Source organism: Chitinophaga sp. G7 BAM 1005, assembly GCF_057126945.1.
The window spans coordinates 3,865,832-3,880,295 of record NZ_CP181478.1; the positions used below are offsets into that span (position 1 = coordinate 3,865,832).

Annotated in this window: 9 protein-coding genes; 1 reads left to right on the forward strand and 8 read right to left on the reverse strand. The window is 45.8% G+C overall.

Annotated elements, in window-relative coordinates:
* Window positions 1-23: 23 nt before the first annotated feature.
* The 3 genes from ACMXI2_RS15220 to ACMXI2_RS15230 form a co-directional block, all read right to left on the reverse strand.
* Complete coding sequence (locus tag ACMXI2_RS15220) at window positions 24-2,234, reverse strand: hypothetical protein (RefSeq protein WP_483776952.1); 2,211 nt, start codon at window positions 2,232-2,234, stop codon at window positions 24-26.
* 201 nt (window positions 2,235-2,435) lie between these two features.
* A complete protein-coding gene (locus tag ACMXI2_RS15225) occupies window positions 2,436-4,178 on the reverse strand; it encodes a RagB/SusD family nutrient uptake outer membrane protein (RefSeq protein WP_483776953.1) in 1,743 nt (580 codons plus the stop codon).
* Between the two features lie 31 nt (window positions 4,179-4,209).
* Window positions 4,210-7,338 carry a SusC/RagA family TonB-linked outer membrane protein gene (locus ACMXI2_RS15230; protein WP_483776954.1) on the reverse strand — a complete coding sequence of 1,043 codons (3,129 nt, stop codon included), beginning with the start codon at window positions 7,336-7,338 and terminating at the stop codon, window positions 4,210-4,212.
* Between the two features lie 264 nt (window positions 7,339-7,602).
* Between ACMXI2_RS15230 and ACMXI2_RS15235 the strand changes: the two genes are divergently transcribed.
* Entirely contained in the window at window positions 7,603-9,141 is a 1,539-nt protein-coding gene (locus ACMXI2_RS15235; RefSeq protein WP_483776955.1) for a glycoside hydrolase family 43 protein, read from the forward strand.
* Between the two features lie 33 nt (window positions 9,142-9,174).
* Here the strand turns inward: ACMXI2_RS15235 and ACMXI2_RS15240 are convergent, their stop codons facing one another.
* The 5 genes from ACMXI2_RS15240 to ACMXI2_RS15260 form a co-directional block, all read right to left on the reverse strand.
* Entirely contained in the window at window positions 9,175-10,110 is a 936-nt protein-coding gene (locus ACMXI2_RS15240; protein ID WP_483776956.1) for a 2-dehydro-3-deoxygalactonokinase, read from the reverse strand.
* 16 nt (window positions 10,111-10,126) lie between these two features.
* The gene (locus ACMXI2_RS15245) at window positions 10,127-11,428 is read right to left on the reverse strand and encodes an MFS transporter (RefSeq protein ID WP_483776957.1); all 1,302 of its coding nucleotides are present in this window, start codon (window positions 11,426-11,428) and stop codon (window positions 10,127-10,129) included.
* 21 nt (window positions 11,429-11,449) lie between these two features.
* Window positions 11,450-12,598: a galactonate dehydratase gene (gene dgoD / locus ACMXI2_RS15250; RefSeq protein ID WP_483776958.1), complete on the reverse strand. Its 1,149-nt coding sequence runs from the start codon at window positions 12,596-12,598 to the stop codon at window positions 11,450-11,452.
* Between the two features lie 18 nt (window positions 12,599-12,616).
* Complete coding sequence (locus tag ACMXI2_RS15255) at window positions 12,617-13,240, reverse strand: bifunctional 4-hydroxy-2-oxoglutarate aldolase/2-dehydro-3-deoxy-phosphogluconate aldolase (protein WP_483776959.1); 624 nt, start codon at window positions 13,238-13,240, stop codon at window positions 12,617-12,619.
* A gap of 200 nt (window positions 13,241-13,440) precedes the next feature.
* On the reverse strand, window positions 13,441-13,800 hold the full coding sequence (locus tag ACMXI2_RS15260; protein ID WP_483776960.1) for a SnoaL-like domain-containing protein: 360 nt from the start codon (window positions 13,798-13,800) through the stop codon (window positions 13,441-13,443).
* Window positions 13,801-14,464 lie beyond the last annotated feature (664 nt).

A 14,464-nucleotide genomic window follows, 5' to 3' on the forward strand; every position in this document is an offset into this window, starting at 1 on the left:
TACCAAACAAAAGTAAAATATTATCAACCTGCTTTGCTACGCATCAGTGTTTGCGGGCTAACCAAAGCTCCATCTGACGCTACTTTGTAAAGCTTCCAGCTGTTATCGTCCAGTTGCTCCAGGTGATACCTGTTTTTTTCTTCCTGCATTTCTTTTTTCAATGCGTTTCCAAATGCACCGGCATTCTTTGCGTTTTCCCAGGTCCGGAAAGCTTTGAATATAGCCTGCTTGTCGGTTCTTTTTTCTACGGCATCCTGGCTTAACCCCAGCATGTAGGTCGCATCCCAGGCAATGGATTTGCATTGAAGATTCTCTATCACCTGTACGGTCCAGTCGCGCTGCAGATTTTGTATCCCAAAAGTAGCCGGAAAATAACTTCCGTTGAAAGAATAACGTATGTCTTTCCCTTCAATACCCCACTTATTATTTACCGGATCAAACATATGGTTACCGCCACCCACATTACATACGCTCATATAGTGCCAGTTTCCTTCAAAAACGCAGGATCCCATTACTCTCAGGTAAGGCGCCCCCATTTTTTCAAGATGGGCAAACATGCCTCTCAGAAAGCGTTTGAAAGAGTATTGTCCATGTCCCTGGTAGGTAAAGCTTTCGAAGCCGTCAAAGTCGATATAGTTCATACCGCCGTCGTGCAGCAGGTTGGCGTAATACGCAGCATAATCATCCTGCAGCGTAATATCCGGGATAAACCCACCATAACAGTTTACCTGGAGTTTGGCCAGTTGTTCTCCGGCACCATGTGCGGCAGCATTGGTTTTGAGGGCGCCACGTTCCACGCCGGTGAGTGTATAGGGCTTTGTGGTGGTTACCCCTTTATACCTGATCAGCTCTTTCCCGATCTTTAATACATTCACTTTATTGTCGTCCCACCCGCCAAATTCATTCAGATAGCTGGTGTCTGCCACCTGTATCAATGTATCATTTGCACTAATTGCTTTAGCGATATGGGTTTTTAACACGGTGCATAAACCATCATTGGGTACCGGGTGTACATCGCTGCTAAATGGCTGAATAAATTCGGTTAACGTATGCAAGCCGTAGGCAATTCCTTCTTTATTGGTTAAGGCTGTTAAGTCGCTGATGGGACGTTTTTGCTGACTGAGCGTCACTTTTTTATCGCCCCACCGGTTGGCGGGATTGGTATAGTATTCTCCCAATCCTTCATCCTGAACGGCTTTCAGCCCTAACTGGCCGGCGTAGGACACCAGGCTGTCGTGCGGCCCCCACCAGGCCATATCCGTTTGATAATTGGATGGATCTTTTACCCATTTCCCATTCCGGGTAATATAAGGTAAGCCTTCTTTTTTTACAATCTGTTCAATTGTCCGCAGCCCCAGTGAATCAGGGCAGGCGTAAAAGGCGATTGCAGAGCCGATATAGTCCACATCAACCGGCGTCAGCTCCATATGACGGGGCGATTTAACACCGGGAAAATCATTAAAATGCGGATAAAAAATGGTGTATGGTTTCTTTCTGTCGCGCGAATGCAATACAATAGAAGAGCCGTAGTCCGGCTCCAGGCTGGCGCCGTTGCCATTCATATACCGGTAATATTCCTCCGGATGCGAATAAAAGGCAACATCATTTATGCCATCTCCACCGATACGGAACCGTTGGCCTTCTTTGAGATGAGCCGGCAGCGGGTACTTCACCGGATCAGGCGAATGAATAACATAGCATGACTGGTACATATCGCCATTACAGGGCGGGCCACTGGTAGTATTGTCGTTAAGGGCCAGTATGCCAATGGCAAAATTATCGCTTCTTACTACGGATAATATTTCGCCGATGGTTTTAGAGATATTGGTTTTATAAGGTCCCCATATAACATTGTCAACACCATTTCGCGGAAACAGCGACAGCAATTCAAAGCGCAGATAATCGTTTTTCTGGTCCACGGTTAATGTGGCGACCGAGCCGTTGGGATAAATCAGCTTTAACTGTTTGCCCTGTAGCTTCGCTCTTGCCGGGTATATATTTTCCCCTTCCTTTTCCAGTGTCAGCAATGGCGAGCTTAGTCCTTTGGGATTATATTCCGTGTTTGATTGTTTATCCCTGATACTGGTAATAAACCCTTTTTCATTGATATCAACAGCTGAATACTTTGTTGTAAACGCCATGTGCTGCGCGCCTGCATGCATGCTAAAAGTCAACAATGTACCAATTATTACCCCCGCGGTTAAACACTTCCCGTTATGCTTATTATTTTTCATTTATTGCTATTGATTGAGCCTTGAAGACTGCGCTGAAACAAGCGCATTAGGTTGTATGACAGTAAAGCAAAATTACTATAAATCAATACATATAAACATCCGCTAATTTTGCAGTCGCCGATGTTTTTTTGCCCTGGGAAAATGGGGAGGCATATAAAGCCTCCCTTTCCCTGGTTACCGGTCAAATCATTTACCTGAAATCTATTGCAGGGGGTCAAAGTCGCCACCCCAGTTATTATTTTGCTTTAACAATGGGTTTCTGTCCAAAACCGCTTTAGGAATACCATAAATATAATACTGATCTTTAATCGCTATATCGCCAGCATCTGTTGGAATAACAGTAGTGGTAAACCTGTTCCATATTGTATTTATATCCGACATGGGGCTTGCATCCGGCTGACCGGCTTTCAGCAATACAGCTATTCCATGACGTTGGGCAAGCCCTCTCAGGTAACCAAACATTTTCCAGCGGCGCAGATCACTCATACGCTTTCCTTCAAAACAAAACTCCACAAAACGTTCTTTCTGATAGGCCTTGCGTATGTCGGGTTGCAGCACCGCTGCAATGCCATAGTTACCGGCAATACCTGGCTGAACACCTGCGCGGGCCCTGATTTGTTTTAATACATCCAATGCTGCTGCCGTGTTACCTGTTTCATTGGCACATTCTCCGTAATTCATTAATACTTCAGCATAGCGGATTTCAACCCAATCAACACCTGCATTGTAAACACTTCCCTTATCAATGGTTTTATCAATTGCTTTTATGCGGTAAAAACTTGAGTTAGACCATAAGGGGTCCGGTGTTATTGCATTATGCACGCCTTCCAGTCCTGTATTACCATTATAATTTGTTATCGAGGTAAAATAAGTCCACAGGTAAGTTTTGCTATCACGCATCCCTTTCAGGTATTGATTAGGAGATCCGTTATAATAGATATTCGCGTAAAACCGGTCGTCCCTGTTAAAAAACAACGTATCATAGCTTCTTGATTGCGATTCCCAGCTGGAGCCATCTTTCATGGGAAAAGTATTCACCAGCTCCAATGAGGGCCGGTCATAACCTACGTCGTCTTTAGACCAATCCAAAGGAATTAAACCTCCCTGGAAATAAACCGCCTGCGGGTAGTTATACCGGCGAACCATTACAACTTCTTTGTTCAGCTCATCATCCCAGATTTTACTGTAAGGGCTGTACAATCCTTTTCCACGGGCATCCAGGAACTCTTTGGCCGCTTTATTGGCATCGTATGCTTTTTGCCAGGTGGCAATGCCTCCCAGACCATTAAACAACGGACTGGCATAAAACAATAATACCCTTCCTTTAAAAGCCATCGCCACGCCTTTATCCACCCGGCCCATATCATCATCCGTGAAAGCGTCGGGCAATAATGTGGTAGCATCATCTATATCTTTTAAGATCTGCGTTACACATTCTGATGTTTTATTGCGGGGTTTCTGCAGTGTTGTTAAATCTGTAGTAGGCTGTTGTGCTTCCAGTATAAGCGGCACACCGCCATAATTACTTACCAGATTATGATAAGCCCAGGCTCTCCAGAACAACGCCTGTCCTTTAATTTTATCCTTATCCACCTGGCTGAAGGTAGCTTTGTCGATATTCCCTAACAGAATATTAATGGTTCGTATATTGTTATACGTTGTAAAGCTGTTTTGCGAGTCGAACGTGGCTGTACCCCTGAACCACTCATTAGTTTGTTTCTGATATGGTACGCCTTCGTCAGTATTGTTGCCACCGCCGGATGTATTACCTGGCATCAGTGCCGAATAGATCTGGTTTAAATAGGCGGTTGCGATATTTACATCCGACCATACCTGGTCCGGACCTACTGCCGAAAGGTTCGTTTTATCAAGTACTTTATTGCAACTCATCAGTAAAAAAGGAACGAAAAAGATGAGGGTTGCTATATTTAACTTATTCTTCATTTTCTTGTTTTTTTAATTTAAACACACTTTTCTACAACCTTATGTCAATTCCTGCGGTAAAGGTTCTCATGGTTGGATAACTCATGAACTGAGACACTTCAGGATCATACAACTTAAATTTGGTGATATTGAACAGGTTTGATCCTGCCAGGAAAATCCTGGTATCTTTAATCGCCAGTTTATTTAATACGATATCGGGCAGTTTATAATTGAGGTTCAGGTATTTCATCCGTAGAAAACCGCCGTTGTATACGTTGAAGGTAGAGGTCCATGTATAACCTGCTGAGTGCGGGTCCCCCCACGGGTACATTTTGGGAGTAGAGCCGTTGGGGTTTTCAGTACTCCAGGAATCAGCGTGGTATTGGGGTACTTTTCCGCCGCCGCCAAAATTCCTGCCCCAGGCATCATTGTAACTTATTTTATATCCCGTGAGCCCGGAAAACAAGGCATCTACCGTAAATCCTTTATACGATAATGAGATGTTTAATCCATAAGACATCGGGGCATTGTCTGCTCCAAAATATTTGCCCAGCACTGTTTGGTCGTAACTGTCTACTTTATTATCGGGCTTACCGTCGGGGCCACTAAGATCCGCCAGCAGCATATCTCCCAACGCAGGCGCCACTCCATTGATGGTGTAACCTGCCGGCAACTTATTTAAATCCTCCTGGGTGCGTAATACGCCCAGCGCCTGGTAACCATATCCGTACGCCAGCGTTTTCCCGATTGGGTTAGCATAGTCCTGGGTATTAGCGGCAACATCTTTCCTGATAGCTTTATTGGTAGCATAAGTAAACACCCCTTTTACATTGTAGCTGAAGTTTTTGCCGATGCTATTGTTATAGCCAAGCTCTATTTCAATACCATTGGAACTAACTTTCCCGTAATTTTCCGGTGGTAAGGATGCTCCAAACTCGTTGGGAATAGCCAGGATCCGGCTACCTAATATATCGTAGGATTGGCGTTTCCAGTAATCGAAGCTGAGGCGTACATTTCTAAAGACCGTTGCATCCACACCAACACCTGCGGAGTTCGACTTTTCCCAGGTTAAATTGCTGTTAGGCAATCCACCGTATGCGAGGCGTGATGCCGGGGTGCCGGAAGCGCCAAGAAAATAGGTACCCCCCTGGATAATATACTGCTCCATCCATCTCCACCTGCTGTTAGGATCATCTTTATCCAGTATATCATTACCGGTAGTAGCATAGGATGCTCTTAATTTTAAGAAATCAACAGCATGACCAATTGCCGACGACTGAAAAAATCCTTCTCTTGAAATCACCCAACCTCCGGACACTGACGGGAACCAACCCCAGCGCTTATCCGGTGCGAAGTTGGTAGATCCGTCTCTCCTGACAGATGCGCTAAAAAGGTATTTGGCATCATAGTCATAGTTAATCCTTCCGATATAAGACAGCCTTCCGATCTGACCTTCGTTACCACTTGTTGACCAGTCGGCATTGTTGGCGCTGGTATATAAAAACTGATCGGTGGCAACGAGCGGGAAATTATACCGGTACATGCTGAAAAAATTAGTGTACCCCTCATATTGCTCATAAACAGCCAGGGCGCCAATCGTATGTTTTCCAAATGTACGGTCGTAATTAATTTGTGCGTTTAGCTGGTAAGTATTGGATTTGTTGTATTCATTACCTAAATACTGGGTGCCGGGATCTCCGCTTAAAACACTACCCACCAGCGTATCAGTATAGATCAAACCATTGGGGCCTGTTTTCTTAAAATTATACAGCTGTTGTTTTTTGGCAAAGGTTTTTATATAGCTATTGTCGAAGTTTTTGCTGTAAGTACCTTTTATACTCAATCCTTCAACCGCAGGTATTTTGTACTCGGCAGTAACCAACGCATCTATCTGCTGGTTGTTATTACGCCAATATCCGCCGTTTTTCATCATCTCTATCGGATTTCCCAACCAGCCGGGGTTATTCGGTTTGCCATCTATATACGGACTTGCAAATACATCCCAGTACAATAGCTTGCCCCAAAGATTATTCAGGTCATCGGAACCATAATCATACGTAAAGTTGAAACGGCTGCGGGTACCATAGCTTGTTCCGAGGTTTAAACCGAGTGTAAGATTTTTCACCAGGTTGGCCTGTACATTTCCACGCAGATTATATTTCTTATAGGATACCTGTGGCAGGAATCCATCTTCTTTAATATAAGAACCTCCTATGTAGGCTCTTATCTTTTCATTACCTCCTGAAACGCTTAATGCGTAACGTTGGCTGGAAGGATTGGTATAAGCGGCTTTGTAGTAATTGTCGCCGTTAGGATTATTTTTAAGCACCCAGTTAATTTCTTCATCGCTTAATCCTCCATTCACCGCTTTGCTTAAATTCAATCCATCTTTAACTGGCATATATTCCGGCAGTTTACCTACACGTTGCGTATTGTAGGTAGCGTTAAAATTGATAACTGCCGTACCACTCTTACCCGTTTTTGTTGTTACCAGGATGGCGCCGTTAGAAGAGCGGGAACCATAAATGGCTGCGGAAGAAGCATCTTTTAAAATGGTAATATCCGCCACTTCATTGGGATCCAGCGCATCGAAACTGGTTTTATCCCGTACTACACCATCAATTACATATAGCGGTTCAACAGCGCTGTTACTGAAGGAAGATGTGGAACGCACTTTAACCTTAGAGCCAATACCGGGTGTGCCTGTTGGCGAACTGATAAAAGTACCCGACATACGTCCTGCCAGTACATTTGACAAATTGGTAGCAGGAATAAGCTGTATATCCTCTGCGTTAATAGAGGAAACAGCAGAAGTCATTTTAGTACGTTTCTGTGTACCATACCCTACCACCACCACATCTGTTAATTCTGTGACAACGGGGTGTAATGTGATGTTCAACTGTGAAGTACCGGAAACAGCAAACACCGTGCGAAAGCCGGTCATCGTAATTCTCAGGCGGCTACCGGGAGGTGTGTTTAATTCAAAACGGCCCTCCGGACCGGATACCGTTCCGTTTTTCAGATTCCCTTCCTGGCTGACAGTTGCGCCAGGCAGCGGCGCTCCCGTGGAATCGGTGACAATACCTTTAACGCTAATCTTGTTTTGGGAATAAATACGCGTGGATTGCAGCAATATGCACAACAACGCAATCGCCCATAATAACGACTTAGTTTGGTTCATAAAAAAAATTGTACAGGTGGCAAATTTGTGGAATAGTAATTCATTGTTCGGTTGATGACATCTCTGGTCTACCTAAAGATCTTACAATCCCACCCGGTGTACAACGCTTAATTTGACCATTACAAATGCTATTTTTGCAGGAGGGCGGTATTATTACACGTAACTACAGCTGCATCGTATTATTGTCATGAAATCTATTATCTTTCCTCCTGCCGCCTGATATCTATATGCGTTATTATTTTAAAAAACGAAATACAGTGATCAATGAAAAGAACGTTAGCATTATTTACACTCCTATTGAGCGTCACGACTATTTTCTCACAAACTACAAAAAGCTGGACACCCGATTTGGGTAACGGATATTTTAAAAACCCCCTCATGTGGGGCGATTGGCCAGATCCGGATATTATCCGGGTGGACGATAAGTTCTATTTTATTTCCACCAGCATGCATTATGTGCCGGGCTGCCCTATTGCTGTTTCCCGCGATCTGGTAAATTGGGAGATGGCAGGTTATGCGGTTTCAAGATATGAAGAAGATCCCCGTTATGATATGAAAGGAGGAGATATGTACCTGAGCGGTTCCTGGGCAGCCACCATCCGCTATCACGACAGCACCTTTTATGTGGGATTCTGCACCCCCCGGATGGATTCAAAGGAAGGACATTTTTCTATCTGTACCGCCAAAAATATAAATGGCCCGTGGACAAGAACGATATTCAATGAGTACCTATATGATCCGGGACTCTTTTTTGATGATAATGGCAAAGTATACGTTGCGCACGGACAGCAAACCCTTTATATCACCGAGTTAAACAGCGATGCGAAGTCTGTAAAAGTTCCTCAGAAGAAAATTTACGACAATCCCGGCTTTCCTTATCTCGAAGGATCGCATCTTTACAAAGTCAATAATAAATATTATATACTCGGTTCTACCGGCGGTACGCGGGGCCGCGAGGTTTGTTTGCGTTCAGATAGTATCTATGGGCCTTATGAATCGAAAGTAGTGATGCAGGATGATCATACCTATCCCGGCAATGGCTTGCATCAGGGCGGTATGGTGCAGTTGAAAGATGGCTCGTGGTGGTTTGTTATTATGCAGGATCGCGGCCCTATTGGCCGCGTACCGAACCTCGAACCTGTTACCTGGATAGATGGCTGGCCCATACCGGGTAAAAATGGGATAGGTGTGGATACGTTCCCTAAACCGGTGACCGGAGTAATTTCCCCAATTATTGTTCCTGCCAGCTCTGATGAATTCAACTCCCCCGAACTGGCATTACAATGGCAATGGAATCATAATCCCGATAACAGCAAATGGTCGTTGAGTGAACGGCCGGGGCATCTCCGTTTAAAAGCAGGTAAAGCTCCCACATTATTTCATGCCATCAACACTTTGAGTCAGCGGGTAGAAGGTCCGTTTTCAGAGGGAACCACAGAAATAGAAATCAGTGGAATGAGAGATAATGATATAGCAGGTTTGGGTATATTCCAGGTTCCTTATGCTTATGTGGCAGTCCGGCAAACCGGTGGTAGAAAAGAAATTATAATGGCTAAAAATGACAGTGTTGTAGCAGTTGTTAATTTAAAGCGTAATAAAATCTGGTTTAAATCCAGCGTAAGGGAGAAAAACTTTGTTGCCACTTTTTCCTATAGTACAAACGGCAAAGATTTTTTCCCGATCGGAAACGAACTAAAAATGGGCCTGGGACTCGACTGGACAGCCAACCGGTTTGCATTATTTAATTTCAATACCGGCACATCTGCAGGTGGCCATGTAGATATAAATTGGTTCCGGCGGTAACCTGATATCTGTATTCTTCTACCTGTTACAACATTATCCTCCCCGCTGCAAACCTGAAATAACCCCTTGTTGCCCCCGTATCAACGCCTCATCTGCATCTATCAGTGCCGCCACATGAATGTTCAATACCTCGCAGGCCAGGGTGTAAAGCGGCGCATGCTGCGGCCCCGCCACCAGGTATACGGAGCTATTGGCTGGTATTGCTTTCAGTTCTGCACCTATGAGGAGGCCACTTAAATAAAAGTGGTTATGGGTAGCCGGGATTTTTTTTAGCAGCTGGTTGGTGCGTACCATAAAGGCTGTATGCAGCAGGTTATCTGATTGTCCGGCATGCACTCCCTCTGTAAAGCAGGTGCGGGAGGCCGGGTCATCCAGTGTTCCCCCGCTACTTACCGATGTGGCCAGGATACTGTGAGTGGATAGCAGGTCAAAAAATTCGCCTGTCATGAAGGTTTGAAAACGAACTGCCTGGTGGCGGTTTACTATCACGTGTTTGGGATGTGTGCCGGGTATCAGCAACCATTGTTCCTTTGTGGTATCCGGTAACAATGCCATGCAGCCTGCTACTTTTGTTTCTTCGCCACGCATCACATCGTACCCGTTGCATACGCCGGAAATAATAATGAACCGGTTGAAGGTATGTACGGCCAGATCTGCTCCGCTCAGGCTAAACGGCAGCTCCCTGTAGGGGAGCTCTATCATGCCAATGCTGGAAGATGCCATGCCGGACAGCACTACGGGCACGTCCTGCAGTGAAATATCTGTTCTCCCGGCCAGTGTATCAATCTGCCGGTTGATGACCGAAGCAAAAAAATCTTCGCGGGGCAGGGACGTTTGCTGCCATTGCTGGTAAGTGGCGGCAATACCTGCACCGGATTTTTCTTCTGCCACGATGTTCAGATTGCCGGCTTCTACCAGTCGTAGCCGGAAGGAGCTGGTGCCCCAGTCACAGCTTAAAAAATAATTCATCTGTTACCTGTTTAAACTATTCATCCTCTCCTATTTTTATCCGTTCCACATTCCCCACCAGGAAAATATACGAGCATGCACCCAGCAGTCCGAGTGCCGCCACAAAAACCAATGCCGGTGCAAAGCTGCCACCGCTGGCCAGAAAACCTATTACGATGGGCACAATAATGCCCGCCAGCTGGCCGATAAAATTAAACACACCACCTGTAAGATTGATGAGGTGTTTGGGCGCCAGCGTAGAAACAAATATCCAGGTGATAGAAGCAAAGCCTACCCCAAAAAATGAGAGGGACATAAAAAAGATGATGAGCCCGGGCATGTTTACGTAGTTCGCGCCCAATATAAAGGCAGATAACAGCAAACCTATGATGATAGGCAGTTTGCGCGCCTTTGCAGTAGATACCCCTTTTTTTACCAGGTAGTCAGATAAAAAGCCGGAACACAAAATGCCTGTAAATGCCGCCACGTAAGGTATGGAAACCCAATAGCCTGATTTGATGAAGTCCAGGCCACGATAGTCTGCCAGGTACTTCGGGAACCAGGTGAGGAAGAACCAGAGCGTGGAGTTTACCGCAAACTGGCCGATATAAATACCCCAGAGTTTACGATAGGAAAGCACTGCCTTCAGGTCGGTCCAGCGAAAAGCGGTTTTCTTTTCGGACTGCTGCTTGTCCAGCAATCCGCCGCCGCGCTCAATATGCTGCAGCTCCGCAGCATTGACTGCCTTGTGTTTGAGCGGGTCCCGGTAAAGCAGGTACCATATGATGCCCCAAACAGTACCAATGAGGCCGGTCACCACAAAGAGCCCTCGCCAGCCCACTTCAAGCTGGATCATCGACAGTACCGGCATCAGGAAGGCAAGCCCCAGGAACTGGCCGGAGGTATATACGGCAATAGCGGAGGCCCGCTCATTGTCAGGGAACCAATTACTCACCACCCGGTTGTTGATGGAAAAGGCTGGTGCTTCAAACATGCCGGTGGCCATGCGGAGGCCAAAGAGAGAGGCAAAGCCCTTTGCAAATCCCTGCATCACGGTAGCAAGCGACCAGCTGATGAGGCAGATGGCATACAGGATGTGTGGGCTGAAACGGTTCACCAGTATGCCGCCCGGTATCTGGAAAACCAGGTAAGTCCAGCTGAAGGCGGAAAAGACCAGTCCCAGTTGTACCGGCGTAAGTCTAAACTCCTTGTCTATTTCAGAAGCGGCTACAGCCAGGTTGCTTCTGTCCATGTAGTTGATCACTACATTCACAAATATCAGGAACAGTACCTGGTAACGTATTTTTGACGGCTTCGCGTTAGGATTGAGTGCTTTCATGTAGTTTTTGCAGATCTGTGTTTACCATTCCGCCACACTGCCGTCAGTATGCCGCCACACGGGGTTGCGCCAGTTATGTCCTTCCGCGGCCATTTTTCTTACATGCGCTTCGTTGATCTCTATACCCAGCCCCGGTTTAGAGGGTATCTCCACATAGCCGTCACTGTATTGGAACACTGTTTTATCCACCAGGTAATCCAGTAGATCGCTGCCCTGGTTATAGTGAATGCCCAGGCTTTGTTCCTGTATAAAAGCGTTGTGGCAGGTAGCGTCCACCTGCAGGCAGGCGGCAAGCGCAATAGGCCCCAGCGGACAATGCGGCGCGGCTGCCACATCAAAAGCCTCGGCCATAGAGATAATCTTTTTGCATTCGGTGATGCCGCCGGCGTGGGAAACATCCGGCTGAATAATGTCTACATAACCATCCTTCAGTAGCGTTTTGAACTGCCATTTGGAAAACATGCGCTCACCGGTAGCGATGGGGATGGCCACGTGTTGTGCAATTTCGCGCAGGTCTTCATTATTTTCAGGCAGTACCGGCTCTTCGATGAACATAGGGCGGAAGGGCTCCATTTCTTTGGCCAGTATTTTGGCCATAGGCTTGTGTACCCGGCCGTGAAAGTCTATACCAATACCTATTCCTGGCCCCACTGTTTCCCGCACGGTGGCAATACGTTTTATGGCAGCGTCTATTTTTTCATAACTGTCTATGTACTGCAGTTCCTCCGTGGCATTCATCTTGACGGCCAGGAAGCCCTGTTCCGCCATTTTACGGGCGGCCTCTCCTACTTCTGCAGGACGGTCGCCCCCAATCCAGGAGTAAACCTTCATTTTATCGCGCGCTTTGCCACCCAGTAACTGGTAAACGGGCGCGTTATAATATTTTCCTTTGATGTCCCACAGCGCCTGATCAATGCCCGCAATGGCGCTCATCAGGATGGGACCACCGCGGTAAAAGCCGGCACGGTACATCACATTCCAGTGGTCTTCAATATGCATAGGGTCCTTGCCCAACAGGTATTCCATCAACTCGTCCACCGCGGTTTTAACCGTAGCGGCTTTCCCTTCTATCACCGGTTCCCCCCAGCCAATAATGCCTTCATCCGTTTCTATTTTCAGGAACAGCCAGCGTGGCGGCACCTGGAATAGTTCATAGCTTTTTATTTTCATAACGATGTATTACTTTTTTCAGGATTGAATGGCGCGGATGAACTGTTGCGCCTTTACTGCAAGTTGCTGCAGGTATTCCGGTGTAATGGTGGCGCCGGCATTCACCAGGGCGCTTCCAATACCAAAGCCGGCAGCACCGGCTTTCTGGAAATCTTTGATATTCCCGGGTGTAATGCCGCCTGTAGGCAACAGATGCATTTTGGGCAGTGGCGCTGAGATGTCTTTGATATAAGCTGCAGAAGTAGCCGGGAAAACCTTGATCATGTCTGCCCCTTGTTTGTAGGCAGCGTAAACTTCTGTGGCCGTGTAGGCGCCGGGGATGCTCACTACACCCAGTTCCCGGGCTGTTCTGATTACTTCAGGCTCCAGTATGGGAGAAAGTATGAAACGCGCTCCCGCCGCAACTGCTTCCCTGGTTGTAGCGGCGTCCAGCACAGTGCCGGCGCCGATGATCATTTTGTCGCCCATTTTCGCAGACACCTCTTTGATAACGGCCAGCGGCTCGCTTGAATTCATCGTCACTTCCAGCAGGCGGATCCCGCCGGCATATACGGCTTCTGCCACCCGCAGCACATCTGCCGGTTCCACACCGCGGATGATAGCAATGATCTTATGTTCGAGTATTTGAGAGAGTGTAGACATGGAATTTACGCGTATGATTGAATACCGGAAAGATAAAAATAATTAAGTGTATTTTCAACATTTCTTACATTCCGGGGCACGGGAACGCCCAAACGTAGTACCACTTCTATTGATGCGTACTTTAATACCGGCCTGAAATATTAACTACGGCGACTTTAACATGGGTATAACCTTGATCTGGCAACTCAATCTCTGATCTGTTACATGAAAAACTGCTCCGAAATAATTTTACCATCTTTCACATGATATACGCAAAGCTCATTCATCTTTGTACGATCGCTGCCAATCAGTTTGACATCCATTGTGAGTACAAAAGCAATAACATTGCCCGCGATCAATGGCGGCGAAACAATGGTACCATACCTGGCTTCCACCATAGCGCTGAACTTTTTATCTTTCTCAATTAAAGCCTCCAACCCTCTGGTTTCTTTTTCAAAGCCAGGGATGACATATGACTCTATGCTGACCGCATCATCCGCATACAGTTCTTTCTGCGCAATATCAAATTTTTCTTCCCGGCAAAGCGCTGCCAAACGTGCTGCAATTTGTTCTATTGTCATAAAATAAGGTTTTTGCTGATGAAAATAAAAATACACATTTTACCTCTCTTCAGATCATTTTCTGAGAGAATGGTACTTTACACCGGATGCATTCGAAATCTTTTTTAGAAAAGAGACAAGTTTCAGCCAGGAGCTAATCAATAATTTGGAATCCTAAGTGTATTGTGAATTCTTTATCTGTTTATATTTAAAAATAGTATTGTCCGACTAAAAGATTTGAGGCATAAAAATGGCGGCGAAAGATAAAATTTTCCCGGACAACCGGTTTTATCACAAAAATCGGATGTAATACCTGATTCGTTAATCGAAAGGCAAACCGCTACTATAAACTTCTACCGCTGCAAAATATCTACATTAAATATCAATTTTGCGTGAAAATTAGGTTATGTTAAATAAATTTCTAACTTAGTAGAATAAAACTAATACGAAACTTAAAACCCTCAAAATAACAACTTATGAAAATTTTGTTCCCCTCCGGAATCGGAAAGTGACAGCATTTTAATTCCAATAACCATTGTCAGGCCCTGCAGATCAATCCTTCGTTACACCCGGTTACTAATGGTGATTGGCTTGAGATTAAATTGTCTCCGGAACTTTTCCGGCTCGTTTCCCCGTGTCAGCCCGGACCCGATTTTACAGATAAATATTCTACTTATGTGAAATT